16 protein-coding genes are annotated in these 16479 nt (G+C 38.5%); 12 read left to right on the top strand and 4 right to left on the bottom strand.

Annotated elements, in window-relative coordinates; genetic code table 11:
* Nucleotides 1-3 precede the first annotated feature (3 nt).
* On the top strand, nt 4-2607 hold the full coding sequence (gene clpB / locus ACFX40_RS05675; RefSeq protein ID WP_377254407.1) for an ATP-dependent chaperone ClpB: 2604 nt from the start codon (nt 4-6) through the stop codon (nt 2605-2607).
* A gap of 189 nt (nt 2608-2796) precedes the next feature.
* Nucleotides 2797-3048 carry a hypothetical protein gene (locus ACFX40_RS05670; protein ID WP_014461601.1) on the top strand — a complete coding sequence of 84 codons (252 nt, stop codon included), beginning with the start codon at nt 2797-2799 and terminating at the stop codon, nt 3046-3048.
* A 28-nt stretch (nt 3049-3076) separates the two neighbouring features.
* Here the strand turns inward: ACFX40_RS05670 and ACFX40_RS05665 are convergent, their stop codons facing one another.
* Complete coding sequence (locus tag ACFX40_RS05665; RefSeq protein WP_028407458.1) at nt 3077-3970, bottom strand: helix-turn-helix domain-containing protein; 894 nt, start codon at nt 3968-3970, stop codon at nt 3077-3079.
* 338 nt (nt 3971-4308) lie between these two features.
* Between ACFX40_RS05665 and ACFX40_RS05660 the strand changes: the two genes are divergently transcribed.
* Nucleotides 4309-5487 carry a galactokinase gene (locus ACFX40_RS05660; RefSeq protein ID WP_263034587.1) on the top strand — a complete coding sequence of 393 codons (1179 nt, stop codon included), beginning with the start codon at nt 4309-4311 and terminating at the stop codon, nt 5485-5487.
* Between the two features lie 30 nt (nt 5488-5517).
* Complete coding sequence (gene galT, locus ACFX40_RS05655; protein WP_377254404.1) at nt 5518-7041, top strand: UDP-glucose--hexose-1-phosphate uridylyltransferase; 1524 nt, start codon at nt 5518-5520, stop codon at nt 7039-7041.
* 42 nt (nt 7042-7083) lie between these two features.
* On the opposite strand, the gene ACFX40_RS05650 is transcribed toward galT, so the two are convergent.
* Nucleotides 7084-7968, bottom strand: coding sequence for an NAD(P)-dependent oxidoreductase (locus ACFX40_RS05650; RefSeq protein WP_377254401.1), 885 nt, complete (start codon nt 7966-7968; stop codon nt 7084-7086).
* A gap of 202 nt (nt 7969-8170) precedes the next feature.
* Nucleotides 8171-8359 carry a YjzD family protein gene (locus ACFX40_RS05645; protein WP_013055400.1) on the bottom strand — a complete coding sequence of 63 codons (189 nt, stop codon included), beginning with the start codon at nt 8357-8359 and terminating at the stop codon, nt 8171-8173.
* A 209-nt stretch (nt 8360-8568) separates the two neighbouring features.
* Here ACFX40_RS05645 and ACFX40_RS05640 point away from each other — a divergent pair, with 209 nt between their 5' ends.
* From ACFX40_RS05640 to ACFX40_RS05630, 3 genes are all read left to right on the top strand, one after another.
* Complete coding sequence (locus tag ACFX40_RS05640) at nt 8569-9309, top strand: hypothetical protein (RefSeq protein ID WP_013081744.1); 741 nt, start codon at nt 8569-8571, stop codon at nt 9307-9309.
* A gap of 181 nt (nt 9310-9490) precedes the next feature.
* Nucleotides 9491-10375 (top strand): NAD-dependent epimerase/dehydratase family protein, encoded by an 885-nt coding sequence (locus tag ACFX40_RS05635; RefSeq protein WP_028407462.1) that lies wholly within the window; start codon nt 9491-9493, stop codon nt 10373-10375.
* Nucleotides 10376-10452: 77 nt separating this feature from the next.
* Nucleotides 10453-10647 carry a ComZ family protein gene (locus ACFX40_RS05630; protein ID WP_013081746.1) on the top strand — a complete coding sequence of 65 codons (195 nt, stop codon included), beginning with the start codon at nt 10453-10455 and terminating at the stop codon, nt 10645-10647.
* Between the two features lie 28 nt (nt 10648-10675).
* Here the strand turns inward: ACFX40_RS05630 and ACFX40_RS05625 are convergent, their stop codons facing one another.
* Entirely contained in the window at nt 10676-10876 is a 201-nt protein-coding gene (locus ACFX40_RS05625) for a hypothetical protein (RefSeq protein WP_025749899.1), read from the bottom strand.
* Nucleotides 10877-11132: 256 nt separating this feature from the next.
* Between ACFX40_RS05625 and ACFX40_RS05620 the strand changes: the two genes are divergently transcribed.
* From ACFX40_RS05620 to ACFX40_RS05600, 5 genes are all read left to right on the top strand, one after another.
* The gene (locus ACFX40_RS05620) at nt 11133-12071 is read left to right on the top strand and encodes a beta-ketoacyl-ACP synthase III (protein ID WP_028407464.1); all 939 of its coding nucleotides are present in this window, start codon (nt 11133-11135) and stop codon (nt 12069-12071) included.
* Between the two features lie 39 nt (nt 12072-12110).
* Nucleotides 12111-13352: a beta-ketoacyl-ACP synthase II gene (gene fabF / locus ACFX40_RS05615; protein WP_013055405.1), complete on the top strand. Its 1242-nt coding sequence runs from the start codon at nt 12111-12113 to the stop codon at nt 13350-13352.
* 106 nt (nt 13353-13458) lie between these two features.
* The gene (locus ACFX40_RS05610; RefSeq protein WP_016763040.1) at nt 13459-14232 is read left to right on the top strand and encodes a DUF2268 domain-containing putative Zn-dependent protease; all 774 of its coding nucleotides are present in this window, start codon (nt 13459-13461) and stop codon (nt 14230-14232) included.
* A gap of 226 nt (nt 14233-14458) precedes the next feature.
* Nucleotides 14459-15481, top strand: a complete 1023-nt coding sequence (locus tag ACFX40_RS05605; protein ID WP_028407466.1) for an ABC transporter ATP-binding protein — start codon at nt 14459-14461, stop codon at nt 15479-15481.
* Nucleotides 15481-16464 (top strand): ABC transporter ATP-binding protein, encoded by a 984-nt coding sequence (locus ACFX40_RS05600; RefSeq protein WP_016763042.1) that lies wholly within the window; start codon nt 15481-15483, stop codon nt 16462-16464. Before ACFX40_RS05605 ends, ACFX40_RS05600 begins: the two co-directional genes overlap by 1 nt.
* Nucleotides 16465-16479: the final 15 nt, after the last annotated feature.

Genomic DNA, 16479 nt, shown 5'->3' with positions numbered 1-16479 from the left:
TCAATGGATATAAATAAAATGACTCAAAAATTGCAAGAAGGCGTGATGGAAGCGCAGTCCGAAGCTATTAAACGAAATCAGCAGGAAGTGGATATTGCTCATTTGCTTTATACGCTCATCCATCAGCAAGATGGTATTGCTCCTCGCATATTAGATCATTTACATATCGATCATCAATCTTTTCAGCAGCAGGTAAATCAATTGCTTGCGAAAAAACCAGCCGTTACAGGAAGCGGTGCTGAAGCAGGGAAGGTTTATATTACAAATAAACTTCAGCAGCTGTTTGTTAAAGCTCAAGAAGAAGCATCTCGTCTGCAAGATGATTATGTTTCAGTTGAGCACATCTTTTTAGCGTTAGCACAGGAACCGTCTTCTAGTGAATATGGAAAGTTATTTTCAAGTCACGGTATAACAAAAAAAGCTCTGCAAGATGTGCTTACCAGCCTTCGAGGAAATCAGCGAATTACAAGTCAAAATCCGGAAGTCACATATGAAGCGTTAGCTAAATATGGAAGAGACTTAGTAGCAGAAGTACGAGCAGGGAACATTGATCCAGTCATTGGACGAGACGGAGAAATTCGCCGCGTTATCCGCATTTTATCGCGAAAAACAAAAAACAATCCAGTTTTGATAGGAGAACCTGGCGTTGGTAAAACAGCGATTGTTGAAGGTCTAGCACAGCGTATTGTTCGCCGAGATGTGCCTGAAGGATTAAAAGATAAAACCATCTTTTCATTAGATATGGGAGCTTTAGTAGCAGGAGCGAAATTCAGGGGAGAATTTGAAGAGCGTTTAAAAGCTGTTCTTCAAGAAGTTAAGAAAAGCAACGGTCAAATTCTTTTATTCATTGACGAGCTTCATACAATCGTTGGAGCAGGCCGTACGGATGGAGCGATGGATGCAGGGAATATTTTAAAACCAATGCTTGCTAGAGGAGAACTTCACTGTATAGGAGCTACAACTCTTGATGAGTATCGTCAGTATATTGAAAAAGATCCAGCGCTTGAAAGACGCTTTCAACAGGTGCTGGTTGAAGAACCTTCAGTAGAAGATACAATCTCTATTTTGCGTGGTTTAAAAGAACGATTTGAAATTCATCACGGTGTAAACATTCATGACCGAGCGATTGTTTCAGCAGCGGTTATGTCTGATCGTTATATCTCAGACCGCTTTTTACCTGATAAAGCAATTGATTTAATTGATGAAGCATGCGCAACCATTCGAACAGAAATTGATTCGATGCCCTCAGAATTAGATGAAGTAACACGACGTGTCATGCAGCTTGAAATTGAAGAAGCGGCATTAAGTAAAGAAACAGATCAAGCAAGCATCACAAGGTTAGAGGCAATTCGAAAAGAAGTCTCTGATTTAAAAGAGCGTGCAGATACAATGAAGCTGCAGTGGGAAAAAGAAAAGCAGTCGATTCAAACGGTGCAAGATGTTCGGGAGCAGCTTGAAAAAGCGAAGCGAGACCTAGAAGAAGCTGAAGGGAAATATGATTTAAATAAAGCAGCTGAACTTCGCCACGGACGCATTCCAGCTCTTGAAAAAGAACTAAAACAGCTGGAAGAAACAGCAGCTGAAAAAGCACAAGAAAACCGTTTGTTAAGAGAAGAAGTAACAGAAGAAGAAATTGCTGAAATTGTAGGAAGATGGACGGGAATTCCGGTATCAAAACTAGTTGAAGGAGAAAGAGAAAAGCTGTTGAAGCTTGAGTCAATTTTACAGCAGCGTGTGATTGGACAAGACGAAGCCGTATCCTTAGTGACGGATGCTGTGATTCGCGCACGGGCAGGCATTAAAGACCCGAACCGTCCGATTGGATCATTTATTTTCCTAGGACCTACCGGAGTAGGGAAAACGGAGCTAGCCAAAACGTTGGCACATTCTTTATTTGACAGTGAAGAACAAATGGTTCGTATTGATATGTCTGAGTACATGGAAAAGCATGCGGTCTCTAGGCTTATAGGAGCGCCTCCTGGCTACGTAGGATACGAAGAAGGCGGGCAGCTAACGGAAGCGGTAAGACGCAAGCCTTACTCAGTCGTTCTGTTAGATGAAATTGAAAAAGCCCATCCCGAAGTATTTAATGTGCTCCTTCAAATACTAGATGATGGAAGAGCAACAGATTCAAAAGGAAAAGTCATTGATTTTAAAAATACAGTTATTATTATGACGTCGAATATCGGTTCTCAATTTTTATTAGACGGTTTAACAAGTGAAGGCGAGATTACTGAAAAAGCCAGAGAGCAAGTGATGGCTCAATTAAGACAGCATTTTCGTCCAGAATTCTTAAATCGAGTAGACGACACGATTTTATTCAAACCGCTAACTGTTCATGAAGTAAAAGGGATTATTGATAAGCTATTGCTTCAGCTTGAAAAGCGTTTATTCGATCGTCATATTTCGTTAACGTTAACAGAGGAAGCAAAAAATTATATTGCAGCCTCCGGGTTTGATCCGGTATACGGAGCTCGCCCTTTAAAAAGGTTTATTCAAAAATATATTGAAACAAAAATTGCCCGAGAATTAATTGCAGGGCAAATTGAAGATTATAGTCAAGTGACAGTTGATGTAAAAGATGATGAGTTTGTTGTCAGCGTATAAGTTTTCTAAAAAGACCATTCATGATAAATTGAATGGTCTTTTTTTGCTATCAAAAGCAGTTCTCCTTTTAAAATAAATAAAAGAAAAAACGTGAGAGCTAAGCGTAAAAACTTATTCAGTTTTAGGTTGTAGAATATATCTAATTCATTTATGATAATACAAAATGGGCAAAGGAGCATGAATGAGCACATGAAGGACCGTATAGAGCTTATATATGACGAAGCATACGATTTTATAGATCAGGCATTAACTAAAATAAGAGCGCTGGATAAAAATGATCTTCAAGCTGAAAATGAAGAAGTGCAGGAAAAGGCAGAACGGACAGAGTTTGCACTTCAAGCTGCACGAGATATTTTAGAAAATATGATTATCCCCGGTAAAAAATTGACTTTTATTTACGAAAAAGGTTCTGTGGTAGTAGAAATTCCCGATAAAAAATAAAAACGACTTCCTTTTATGGAAGTCGTTTTTATTTTGGCAATGCAAAGTGCTCATCAATGGATGCATCACTTTTTCGATACTGCCCGGGTGTCATATTGGTCGTTTTGCGAAATACTTTTGTTAAATAATTGGCATTTGCATAGCCGACGTTTTCAGCAATTTCTTCGATTGAGTACTTGGTTTGATGCAATAGCTCGGCCGCTTTTTGAATGCGAAGCTTCGTTAAATATTGAATCGGCGTAATCCCAGTCGTTTGTTTGAATAACCGGCTAAAATGATAGCGAGATAAATGAGCTGCATCTGCCATTTCATCCGGACCGATTTCTTCATGATAATGATTACGGGCAAATAAAATAGAGCTAATGATACTTTCAGGCCAATCTTCTGTAAAACTGTCCATGCTTTTAATATATTGGTACAGCTCCATTACAAAGCGGTAAGATAAGCTTGAGGCATGAAATGGGTCTGCTATATGTTTTTCACTTGCCCGTTTATATATTTGAGCAAGCAGCTGAACAGGTGCTGATTCAGGATGAAATCTAATTACAGGGGAGTGGTTTGACTGAATATAATCCCAGCATTTTTGTACTTCATCTCCGTATAATGTAAGAAAAATAAACTCCCAGTTTTCACTTTCCTTTGGTAAGTAATAGCGATAATTTCCAGGTATATTGACGATGAATGCTTTCCCAGCATCCACTTTATATTCTTGTCCATCTATTTCAATCATCCCGTACCCAGAAACCGTGTATTGAAAAATATATTTCCCTACGTCTTTTCGCTGATTTCCGCTCCAGTTATAAAGGGGAGAGAAAACTTCATCCCACCCAACAGACCATAGCTGCGCAACTTCATTTGTGCGGGATTCTAAAAACCTGTATGCGTACGTTGAATATTCTTGAGCTTGGAAATGTGAGAGCAAATTTTCACCTTCTTTTTGAAATAAAGTAGTACTTAATTCTTACTTTAACGTAATCGCTTTCATTTTTCTATAATTTTTTGAAAATATCGTGATTATTTTTAGGGAATGTCTCTAAATCTATTATTTTCTTATAATTTGCAAGTCAAGGCTCACATAAAGATAACCCCTTTTTGGCGCAAGAGTAGTTCATCGTCAATTCAAAAGAATCATTTTTAAAGGGATAAGCAAAAAAGTACCGATTATCGATAGTAATTTTACCATTGAGGCAAGGAAAATTGGACTTTACAATGTACATATGAATCCGTTTCCAAAAAACTACTTAAAATAGGTGATAATAAATGCTGGGAAAATTAATCGAAGAGTTCAAACAAATATTTCATTCGTCAGAAGCTATTCGCTGCTTTTTTGCGCCAGGACGTGTCAATTTAATTGGAGAACATACTGATTATAATGGAGGGCATGTTTTTCCTTGTTCATTGAGTATAGGAACGTATGCGGTAGTACAAAAACGTCACGATCGAAAAATACGTATGTACTCTAAAAACTTCTCTGAAGCAGGCGTTATTGAATCCTCTTTAGAGCAATTAACGTACAAAATCGAAGATGATTGGGCTAATTATCCAAAAGGAGTAATGGATACCTTTAAAAAGCACGGATATGACCTTCCTTTTGGTTTTGATATCTTGTTTTTCGGCAACATTCCTAATGGAGCAGGGCTTTCATCATCGGCATCAATTGAGTTAGTCACATGCGTACTTTTAAATAAAATTCTTGAATTGAATATCGATATGATGGACCTTGTAAAAATGGCGCAGCAAGCTGAAAATGAATTTATCGGCGTAAGCTGCGGGATTATGGATCAGTTTGCAATTGGAATGGGAAAAGAAAATCAAGCCGTATTGTTAAACTGTCAAACTCTTGAATACCAGTATAGCCCGCTGCAGTTAACAGATGCTGTGCTCGTTATTTCTAACACAAATAAGCGAAGAGGGCTGGCAGATTCGAAATATAATGAGCGCCGTATGGAGTGTGAAAGAGCGCTGTCAGATTTACAAACGTCACTTTCCATTAATTCGCTTGGTGATTTAACCAAAGAACAATTTGAAAAGCATAAATCTTTGATACAAAACGAAGTAGATTGTAAGCGCGCTAAACATGCGGTATATGAAAATGAACGCACAAAAGAAGCGGTTGCTAAATTGCAAAACGGTGATTTAAAAGGGTTTGGTCAATTGATGAATGAGTCGCACCGTTCGCTGAGAGATGACTATGAAGTAAGCGGGAAAGAACTAGATGCTCTTGTAGAAGCAGCTTGGTTGCAAGAAGGCGTGATTGGATCACGCATGACAGGTGCAGGCTTTGGGGGCTGTACAATCAGCATCGTAAAAAAAGCACAGGTTGATAGGTTTATTGAGGAAGTAAATGAAGCCTACTATAAGAAAACAAGTTTAGAAGCTGAATTTTACGTGGTTACCGTTGGAGAAGGAGCGCGCGAACTCACATTAGAAGCAGTATAAGAAAAAACAGATAGAGAAAGGAACGAGTGTATGTCAGTCAACATTCATGAAGAAATCACCCGACTTATTCAATATGGTCTGCAAAAGAATCTATTAACAAAATGGGATATAGATGTGGTGAGAAATAAACTGCTGGAAGTGTTAAAGCTCGATGAATACATCATGGTAGAAGTCAAACAAGAACGTCTGGAACATCCAGCTGCTATTTTAGACAACATGCTTGATTGGGCTGCTAAAAACAATCGAATTGCCGAGAATTCTATCACGTATAGAGATTTATTCGATACCAAAATAATGGGATGCTTTGCAAGCATGCCGTCAGAGGTTAATCGACTATTTTATGATTATTATCAACAAAGTCCTCAAAAAGCCACAAGCTACTATTATAAGCTGTCAAAAGACATTCACTACATTCGCCAAGATCGAATTGCTAAAAACGAAAGATGGGTAACAAACACTGATTTTGGAGAGCTTGAAATTACGATTAATTTGTCTAAGCCGGAAAAAGATCCAAAAGCAATTGCAGCAAGCAAATCATTGAAGGAAAGCAACTATCCACTGTGTCTTCTCTGTAAAGAAAATACTGGTTATGCAGGTCGTATTAACCACCCAGCTCGTCAAAATCATCGGATTATTCCTGTGGAATTGCAAGAAGAGCTGTGGTACATGCAGTTTTCACCTTATGTTTATTATAATGAACATGCCATTATTTTTGCGAGTGAACATACACCCATGCATATTTCAAAGCAAACGTTTAAGCGGCTGCTTGCCTTCGTTGAACAATTTCCACATTATTTTTTAGGATCAAATGCAGATCTACCCATCGTAGGAGGATCTATTTTAACTCATGACCACTTTCAAGGCGGCTATCATGAGTTCCCTATGGCTAAAGCAAAAATGAATAAATTGTTCTCTCTCAAATCGCATGCAGAAGTGAAAGCCGGAATTGTTCATTGGCCGATGTCGGTCGTTCGTCTTCAAAGTCCGTACCTTGCACCATTAGTGGAAGCAGCAGATTTTATTTTGAAGAAATGGAAATCATATAGTGATCAAAGCGCTGGTATTTTAGCTTTTACAGATCAAACTCCTCACAATACAGTCACACCTATTGCTAGGAAAAGAGGAGATTTGTACGAATTAGATTTAGTACTGCGAAACAATCGAACAAACAGCAAACATCCAGATGGCATTTATCATCCGCATGCAGAAGTTCATCATATAAAAAAAGAAAATATAGGTTTAATTGAAGTAATGGGGCTTGCAGTTTTACCTGGTCGTTTAAAAGACGAAATGAGTCTAGTTGCCAAAGGGTTAGTTCAGAATAACCTGAGCGAGTTAGCCAGCAGGCATGACCACTTAAAAAAACACGTGGAGTGGGCTGAGCACATCAAGAAAAAGTATCCGCATATTGAAGAGAAAAATGTTCACGAGATTCTCCAACAAGAGCTTGGTTTAGTATTTGCGACTATTTTAGAACATGCAGGTGTGTTTAAACAAACTGCTGAAGGACAGCTTGCATTCAGTCGCTTTATGAATTCGTTAAATGAAGAGTAAATTATTAATAAAAACAGGCAGCTCATTATGAGCTGCCTGTTTTTATACAGTTAGGGCATGCTGTTTTAACAGGGTATATAGAGCCTGCGTTCCTTTATTGTCATCGCCTTGTTTTTCAAGCTGTTCATAAAGCGATTTTGCTAATTTTAATCCTGGTGTATACAGCTCCATTTCTTGGGCTGATTCAATGGCAATCTTCATATCTTTAATAAAGTGTTTAATATAAAAGCCCGGTTCGAAGTCTCCTTTAATCATGCGAGGGGCTAAATTGCTTAACGACCAGCTTCCCGCTGCACCTGTTTCAATACTTTTTAAAACGGTGTTCGGATCTAATCCTGCTTTTTCAGCATAAAGTATCGCTTCGCATACACCCATCATATTGGAGGCAATAGCAATTTGATTGCACATTTTTGTGTGTTGACCAGCTCCAGCGCTGCCTTGAAGAACGATATTTGTTCCCATTTTTTCAAGAATAGGCGTAACGGCAGAGAACGCTTCAGCATCGCCTCCTACCATAATCGCTAATGTTGCGTTTTGAGCTCCAATATCGCCTCCTGAAACAGGAGCGTCAAGCGCATGAATGTGCTTCTCTTTTGCTGCTTGATAAATCTCACGAGCAAGGATAGGGCTTGATGTTGTCATATCAATTGTATAGCAGCTTTTCTTTGCATTATGTATAATGCCGTCTTTGCCTAAATAAATCTCTTTTACATCGTGAGGATAGCCTACCATGGTGATAATAATATCAGATTGTTCGGCCACTTCTTGAACGGTTTCTTTCCAGTTGGCCCCTTTTTCAAGTAGTGCTTGAGCACGAGTTTTTGTTCGCGTATAAACAAGGACGTCATATCCTGCGTCAATTAAATGCCCGGCCATGCTTTGACCCATAACGCCTGTTCCGATAAAACCAATTTTTTCTTTAGTCACGGCAGTATTCACTCCTAAAATTAATAGTTTGATTATTCTAAAATTATATAGTTAAAGGTTGGGATAATCAATGATTATGAATGTATATAAATGTAAAAAACAGCTTCAGTCACTTGTTTTGAATACGAGTTAACGAAAGAAATTGCTGAGAAGCGCTTATGTCAAAAGATAAAAAAAGCGCTGGCTTTACAGCCAACACTTTTTAGTGATGATTATTTGCTGGTTTATTCGGTACACCCAGTTCTCCAATCAAAATTACAACTAGCGTGAAAACTACTCCAAGGATGGAAGCGGTTGCGAAACTGTAAGTACCGCCCGTCATTGCAGAGATTACGTACACTGCCATATTCATTAGTAAAAAGCCCCAAACAAAAGCCATTACGACACGCATTCTATTCACCTCGTTTACAGTACAGTTTGATTTCATTTTAGCATATAGCAGTCAAATAAGAAATTGAATTTTTTATGAATAAATAAGGGGCGTGTTCCCATATAGAAACAAAAGAGCAATAAGTCAGAAATAGGCATTATTCTAGTGCGCTTTTTGATGGTTCTATCATACACTGTATGGAACAACTAGTAAGTTACGGAGGAAGAGCTATGATACATCGACGCTTTTTTAGCTTAGATACGCAATGGAATGTCGTACATGTCCCTGAACGACCGAATGGTTTCGGTGTGTTAGTATTGGGTGATAAAGATCATTTTGTTGAAAGTTCAACTAGCTTATGGATTCAGCACGGCGGAAGGTCACAGCTGTTGCAATGTTTACAAGATGAAGGATACACAGTATTTTATTCCAATTTATATGGCCGGCATTGGGGGTCTCCTGAAGCATATCACCTTGCAAAACAACTTTATCATTTAGTAATGAAACAAGAAATTTTAAATAAACGAATTCATATTTTAGCTGAAGGAATGGGGGCTCTGTTAGCGCTGCAGCTAATGGAAAATGACGGGAATACGTTCGTTCGATCAGCTGGTTTACTAAATCCATGTATTGATCTTCATACGCATGCAGAACATGAAAAAAACAATAAATTCTTTTATAAACAATTCACGAAGGACTTGACTCAAGCTTATAAAGTGGAGCGCAAGCAAGTATCAAAGTTAATTAAGGAGTACCCTTCTGTTACAGAATTAAAATCAACGCTGCCCGTGAAGATATGGACGGCGCCTAATGCCTCTACTCATTATCCAATTGCACACAGTAAAAAATATGAACTACATCGTGAAGAACTTCACTCTCCGATTATGCTTTCACTTTATTTACCGGAAAAAAACTATTTGTTTGAACGGTCCCTTCTCCAATTTTATAAACAGCATGAAAAAGTGTTATAAGCAAAGCTTCTATGATTATACATATCATAGGGGCTTTTTGTATAAGAGATAAAATGAAAAAAGAGTTCATGATGCTTTTACAGGTGAGCTTCTTTGAAATAAGGAATGAGTGGCCTTTATAACTATAGGGATTTAAGCTTTTTGTTGAATAAATGATGAATGAAGAATTGGAGGAAGCGATATGGGAAATGTAGTAGTAATAGGGGCAAACCGCTTTATTGGTTTTCATTTATGTATGGCTTTTTTAGACGAAGGTACAGAAGTAAAAGGGTATACACATTCTGCTCATAAAGAAGAAGATGATTTGCAGGAAGAGATGAAATTTTTCTTAGGGCGAAACGCTAATTATGCATCGACTGAAGTAGGAGAGTCATTAGATATGATCACCTCAGAAACGGATATTGTCTACTTTACGTATTTCGATGGAGGAGATTTTTATCATCCTGATTTTTTAAGACAAGAAATGCAAAAAGCGCAGCAAGTGCTCATTCAAGCGCTTAACAAATGCCGTCAATTCAACATTCGATTTGTGTTTGTTTCTACCATGCGCGTATTTGGAGACCAGCAGCGAAAGATTGAAGAAACAACGATTCCAGAACCGGACAGTAGTGAAGGAAGGCTATACGTTCATTTTGAGCGAATGATAGAGAAATATAAAGATGATGGATGGCCCATTATAATTGTCAGAACGCCGACTCTTTACGGACCTTGGCAGCCTTTGTCAATGTGCTATTCCAAAAATATTGCCGGGTATGAAGAGGCATTTAACATTATGGAAGGCACGGATTTTATTATTTACATTGAAGATGCCGTCAGTGCACTTAGACGCTGTAAAACTGCTGCATATTCATATGAAGTGGTTCACTTAGTGGAAGAAAAGTTACAGCCTTGGAGCGCAGGAGCAAACATTACTCATATGGAGGTGAAGGAAGAAGCGGCTCAAGAAAAATATGAAATCAGCAGGAAAGCGAAAGAACTGCTGCATTTTTCTTCAAAAGTAACGGCTAAAGAAGGCATTTATCTGCAAAAAAAACATATGAGAACATTCTTTTTACCTCTTCATTAAAAGGAGAAAGTTGTACTTATAGAATAGATTCGCTAATATAAGGAGGAATAAATGTTTTTAATAAAGGAGATTTCACTATGGAAGAGCAAAATATGCAATTCATGCAAATTGCAATGAAGTACTTGCCAGAAGCAAAACAGATCTTAGATGAAACAGGCGTTGAGTTATCAATGGAACACGTACAGCCGGTATTGACATTACTAACAAAAGTAATGAACGACGCTTATGAGCTTGGCAAGCAAGATGCATTAGCTGAAAATGAAAACAACTAAAGAAAACAGCTCGGTAGAATCCGAGCTGTTATTTTTGTTTGGAAAATAAATCGACTAAAGGGGCAAACTGTTTAAGAAGAGGAGCTAGTTCTTCGACGGCGAGTACAATTTCATCGATTTGTTTAAATAATCGTTCCCACTCCTCTCGTTCTCTTTCTTCTCTTGATTTTCTGCGCCCAGCTCCAAACATAAAATCAGAAAAACCTTCATTTCTTTGTCTTCTTGCCATGATACTCATTCCTTTCACTATTTTAATGGTGGGTAAGTTCTTACCTAATGTTCCATACTAGAGTAAGAGGGTCCCGTATGATTACTATATGTAGCATGATAGATACCTGAGTAGGACGAACACCTATATAGACAAAAAATAAAAAATGAAGTAAAATTAGTACCAACTCATAATAATTGATTATATAATCGATAAATGAAATGACGGATATAGGTTTTATAGGAATATAAGCCTTTTATTTAAAGGAGAGGTTGATATGAACGCTGGTGTTCTAGGAATTGGACGTTATGTACCAGAGAAAGTTGTAACAAATTTAGATCTTGAAAAAGTAATGGATACATCAGATGAGTGGATTCGTACGCGCACAGGTATTCAAGAGCGCCGAATTGCAGCTGATAACGAGGACACATCTGATTTAGCTTATAAAGCAGCAGTTGAAGCTTTACATAAAGCTAACGTCAAAGCAGAAGATATTGACATGATCATTGTTGCTACGGTAACGCCAGATCAACCGTTTCCTACAGTATCATGTATGCTACAAGAAAAATTGGGAGCAAAAAAAGCAGCTTCTTACGATGTGAGTGCTGCATGTGCAGGGTTTATGTACGGCATGATTACAGCTAAGCAATTTATTGAAACCAATGCTTACAAGCATATATTAGTGGTCGGTGTAGAAAAGCTTTCTAAGATTACAGATTGGGACGACCGTAACACGGCTGTTTTATTCGGAGACGGAGCAGGTGCAGTTGTAATGGGACCTGTATCAGAAGGACGAGGTATTTTATCCTTTGAACTAGGGTCGGACGGTACGGGAGGCAAGCACTTGTATCAAAACGAGCTTGATCATATTGTCATGAACGGACGTGAAGTATTTAAGTTTGCTGTTCGACAAATGGGGGAATCTGCTGTTAATGTAATTGAAAAAGCGGGTTTAACAAAAGAGGATGTTGATTTTCTTGTACCTCATCAAGCGAATATTCGTATTATGGAAGCTGCAAGACAGCGATTAGATTTGCCTGAAGAAAAAATGTCTAAAACAATCCAATACTATGGCAATACATCAGCAGCATCGATTCCAATTTCAATTGTTCATGAGCTTGAAGCAGGGAAAATTCAAGATGATGATTTAATTGTAATGGTTGGCTTCGGAGGCGGCTTAACATGGGGAGCTATTGCTATTAGATGGGGAAAATAACACTACATTTTTAAAGCAACTGAAGGAGATGAATGTACGATGAATAAAAAACGTGTAGTTGTAACAGGACTTGGTGGGCTTACACCAATTGGAAATGACGTAGAAACAGCTTGGAAAAACGCAGTAGCAGGCGTGTCTGGCGTTGGTCCTTTAACAAGACTAGATGCAGATGAATTCCCGGCTAAAGTAGCAGCTGAAGTAAAAGATTTTAACGTGGAAGATTTTATTGACCGCAAAGAGGCTCGTAAGATGGATCGCTTTACTCAATATGCAATGGTAGCTGCATTGGCGGCTGTTAAAGATGCGGATTTGACTATTACAGAAGAAATTGCTCCAAACGTCGGCGTTTGGATTGGTTCTGGAATTGGCGGTATGGAAACGTTTGAAAACCAATATTCAACGTTATTAGAAAAAGGTGCCCGCCGTGTAAGTCCATTTTTCATTCCGATGATGATTCCTGATATGGCAACAGGACAAGTTTCTATTGCTTTAGGGGCGAAAGGCGTGAACTCTTGTACGGTAACGGCATGTGCCACAGGTACAAACTCTATTGGTGATGCGTTTAAAGTCATTCAACGCGGAGATGCAGACGTGATGGTGACGGGCGGTACGGAAGCGCCAATCACGCGTTTATCTATTGCTGGTTTCTGTGCGAATAAAGCACTTTCTACAAATCCAGATCCTGCAACAGCATCTCGTCCGTTTGATAAAGACCGCGACGGCTTCGTTATGGGAGAAGGTGCGGGTGTTATTGTGCTTGAAGAGCTTGAACATGCACTAGCGCGCGGCGCACGTATTTATGCTGAAATTGTGGGCTATGGTTCAACAGGAGATGCTCACCATATCACAGCGCCAGCTCCAGGAGGAGAAGGCGGCGTTCGTGCAATGCGTCATGCCATTGAAGATGCAGGCCTACAGCCAAGTGATATTGATTACATCAATGCTCACGGTACAAGTACAGGATACAATGATAAATTTGAAACAATGGCTATTAAAGAAGTATTTGGTGACCACGCTCAAAAAGTAGCAATTAGTTCAACAAAGTCAATGACTGGCCACTTGTTAGGAGCTGCTGGCGGAGTAGAAGCTATTTTTAGTGTGAAGGCAATTCAAGACGGTATTCTTCCTCCAACAATTAACTATCAAACACCTGATGAAGAGTGCGATTTAGACTACATTCCAAACAAAGCGCGTAAGCAAGAAGTAAAAGCGGTGCTAAGCAACTCACTTGGATTTGGCGGTCACAATGCAACAATCATCTTTAAAAAATACGAAGCATAATGAAAAATTCTAGGCTGATGCCTAGAATTTTTTTTATTTTTAATAACCAAAAGAGCAGCTGTGAACATATCATGAAACAAAAGGATGAAGAAAGTGAGGGGAAAACATGCCGATTGTTTCAACTTCTACTTGGACGGAGCCGAAAGAAATAAGCCGTTATCTTGCGCGCTATTTTAAGAAATTAAAAGAAAAAGAATATATGGAATTACTTTTTAACTATGGAATGTGTCCGCCTTCTTTAATGTTTATAAAAGAATTAGAAGAAATGAAGAAAAGACAGGTTTGGAAGAAAGTTAAAGCACATTATGAGAAGCTTAAAAAAGCATGGAATGGGCCCGATGTAGCAGTACTAGTGCTTCCAAGCAATCCTAGAAATCGAAAAATGCAGCGTGAATTTAATGGAAGAGCAGGTGTCGCTTTTACCGATAAATTATTTGTGTTTATGACAAGTCATACATCTGATGAAGAAATGTTAGCGGTACTTACCCATGAATACCATCACGTTTGCAGGCTAAAAGCCATTAATAAATCTGATGAAACGATTACTTTGTTAGACGCTATGATGATGGAAGGGTTAGCTGAAAGAGCTGTAGAGGAGTATTGCGGTAAAAAATATTTAGCTCCGTGGACAAATTATTATACCATTGAAGAAGCTAAAAAAATGTGGGAAAAGCATGTTAAACCTTATTACAATCTGCGCGCTGATGAAAAGAAATATGATCAACTGTTATTCGGCCAAAATTGGTATCCAGAAATGATGGGCTACAATATTGGTTATCATCTTGTTACTTCATGTATGAAGCCTCACACTTTAACTACTACACAGCTGCTTCCTCTTAGCACCAATACTATCTTAAAAAAATCTGCGTTCCAACTGTAAAAAAACAAGTTCTATATACCTAAAATTAAAAATAGTAAATTTTATCCTATTTCCAACAAAAAATTAGGAGGTTTATGCGTTAAAGTGCCGAAGGGATATTCAGAAATCATTATTTTAAAAATAAAAAATATAATTAATTTTCAAAATATATTGATTTTGTAATGAAATTGTAATAATATCTTATTCAAATATAACAATTTTCAGAAAAATGAGGTGTGCACTATAAATGGATAAAAAGCCCGTCGAATCAACACCTTTACTAGAAGTGAAAAATTTACAAACTGCTTTTTCCATTAATGATTCCTGGCATAATGCTGTGGACGACGTGTCGTTTCAAGTCGGACGAAAGCGAATTATAGGGGTTGTAGGAGAATCTGGCTGTGGAAAAAGCGTATTGTCTTTATCCGTTATTGGGCTATTACCTAAAGTAAATAGTCAAATTAGAAGCGGAAGCGTTTTATTTAACGGAAAGAATCTTACGCACTTATCAGAAGATGAGATGAATGATGTTCGGGGGAAAGACATCTCAATGATTTTCCAAGAACCGATGACATCCCTTAATCCTGTGTTAACCATTGGGTATCAGCTGCAGGAAGTATTGTTTAACCATATGAATATATCGAAAGCGGAAGCGCGTGAAAAAAGCATTGCGCTTTTAAAAAGCGTTGGTATTTCGAGATCCGAAAAGCTCATCGATGAATATCCGCATCAGCTGTCAGGAGGAATGAGGCAGCGTGTCATGATTGCCATGGCGGTAGCTTGTCAGCCTAAACTTTTAATTGCTGATGAGCCGACAACGGCACTAGATGTTACGGTTCAAGCTCAAATTTTAGAATTGCTAAAAGAAATTCAAGAAAGCAATGATATGTCTATTATTATGATTACACATGATTTGGGAGTAGTTGCTGAGATGTGTGATGAAGTGATTGTCATGTATGGCGGAAAAATTGTGGAGCATACAGATGTTGATACGTTATTTTATGCCCCAAAACATCCGTACACGAAAGCGCTTCTTCACTCAATTCCACGCATGGAAGATGATGTAGAAGTATTAAATACGATCAAAGGAATTGTGCCTTCTCTTGTAAACATGCCGCGGACAGGCTGTCGTTTCGTTAACCGATGTCCTCATGCAATGGAAGACTGCAGTTCCGTTACGCCTGTTCTTCGCCAGGATTCACAGGGGCATGATGTCGCATGTCTGCTGTATAAAAATAGCTATCCGTCAAAAGGAGTGAAGACAAGCTAATGACTAAAGCGGTGAAAGATGTATTGCTAGAAGTTCAGCATTTAAAAACCTACTATCCTATTCACGGCGGATTTTTCCGAAAGAAAATTGGTGATGTAAAAGCAGTTGACGGTATTTCTTTTGCTATTCGAAAAGGAGAAACGCTCGGTCTAGTAGGAGAATCTGGCTGTGGAAAATCCACGGCAGGAAGAACGATTTTAAGACTGTTGGAACCAACTAGCGGAAAAATTATTTTCGATGGTAAAGATATCACAGAAGCAAAAGGAACTTCTCTCCGTAAAATTAGACAAGATTTTCAAATGGTTTTTCAAGATCCCTATGCTTCCCTCAATCCAATGCAAATGGTTGGAGATGTGATTTCTGAACCAATTCGGAATTTTACAGGAAAATCAACCAATCAATTAAAATCAGAAGTTATGAATCTACTTACAAAAGTAGGGTTACCGGAAGATGCATACTATAAATATCCTCACGAATTTTCCGGTGGACAGCGTCAGCGGATTGGAATTGCACGTGCACTTGCACTTCGTCCAAAACTTATTATTGCTGATGAACCGGTATCGGCACTCGACGTTTCTGTCCAATCACAAGTTTTAAACCTTCTAAAAGAACTTCAACAAGAATTCGACCTAACCTTTTTATTTATTGCCCATGATTTGAGTGTTGTTAAACATATGAGTGACCGTATCGGTGTTATGTACCTAGGTGGTTTAGTGGAAATTGCTGATAAGAAAAGTCTGTACGCAGAGCCATTGCACCCTTATACGCAAGCGCTTGTATCGGCTATACCTGAACCAGATCCGCGAAAGAAAAAACAGCGTATTATTTTACAGGGAGATGTGCCAAGTCCAATTGATCCGCCAAAAGGCTGTGCGTTTCATCCTCGCTGTATACATGCAATGGCGGAGTGCAGCCAAACGAAACCTGCCTTAAAGGAGGTGAGACCTGGCCATCAAGTAGCTTGCCATTTATATAACTCGTAAAAGCTACATACGAAC

Origin of the sequence: Priestia sp. YIM B13552 (assembly GCF_042787775.1) — a bacterium.
Taxonomy (GTDB): Bacteria; Bacillota; Bacilli; order Bacillales; family Bacillaceae_H; genus Priestia; species Priestia megaterium_E.
This window is presented reverse-complemented; position numbering and strand designations above follow the sequence as displayed.

Bases quoted from the DNA above. Each gene is read 5' to 3' on its own strand.
- ACFX40_RS05640 (WP_013081744.1), top strand. From the start codon at position 8,569: ATGATACATCGACGCTTTTTTAGCTTAGATACGCAATGGAATGTCGTA.
- ACFX40_RS05625 (WP_025749899.1), bottom strand. From the start codon at position 10,876: ATGGCAAGAAGACAAAGAAATGAAGGTTTTTCTGATTTTATGTTTGGA.
- clpB (WP_377254407.1), top strand. From the start codon at position 4: ATGGATATAAATAAAATGACTCAAAAATTGCAAGAAGGCGTGATGGAA.
- ACFX40_RS05670 (WP_014461601.1), top strand. From the start codon at position 2,797: ATGAAGGACCGTATAGAGCTTATATATGACGAAGCATACGATTTTATA.
- ACFX40_RS05610 (WP_016763040.1), top strand. From the start codon at position 13,459: ATGCCGATTGTTTCAACTTCTACTTGGACGGAGCCGAAAGAAATAAGC.
- galT (WP_377254404.1), top strand. From the start codon at position 5,518: ATGTCAGTCAACATTCATGAAGAAATCACCCGACTTATTCAATATGGT.
- ACFX40_RS05600 (WP_016763042.1), top strand. From the start codon at position 15,481: ATGACTAAAGCGGTGAAAGATGTATTGCTAGAAGTTCAGCATTTAAAA.
- ACFX40_RS05660 (WP_263034587.1), top strand. From the start codon at position 4,309: ATGCTGGGAAAATTAATCGAAGAGTTCAAACAAATATTTCATTCGTCA.
- ACFX40_RS05635 (WP_028407462.1), top strand. From the start codon at position 9,491: ATGGGAAATGTAGTAGTAATAGGGGCAAACCGCTTTATTGGTTTTCAT.
- ACFX40_RS05620 (WP_028407464.1), top strand. From the start codon at position 11,133: ATGAACGCTGGTGTTCTAGGAATTGGACGTTATGTACCAGAGAAAGTT.
- ACFX40_RS05645 (WP_013055400.1), bottom strand. From the start codon at position 8,359: ATGCGTGTCGTAATGGCTTTTGTTTGGGGCTTTTTACTAATGAATATG.
- ACFX40_RS05630 (WP_013081746.1), top strand. From the start codon at position 10,453: ATGGAAGAGCAAAATATGCAATTCATGCAAATTGCAATGAAGTACTTG.
- ACFX40_RS05605 (WP_028407466.1), top strand. From the start codon at position 14,459: ATGGATAAAAAGCCCGTCGAATCAACACCTTTACTAGAAGTGAAAAAT.
- fabF (WP_013055405.1), top strand. From the start codon at position 12,111: ATGAATAAAAAACGTGTAGTTGTAACAGGACTTGGTGGGCTTACACCA.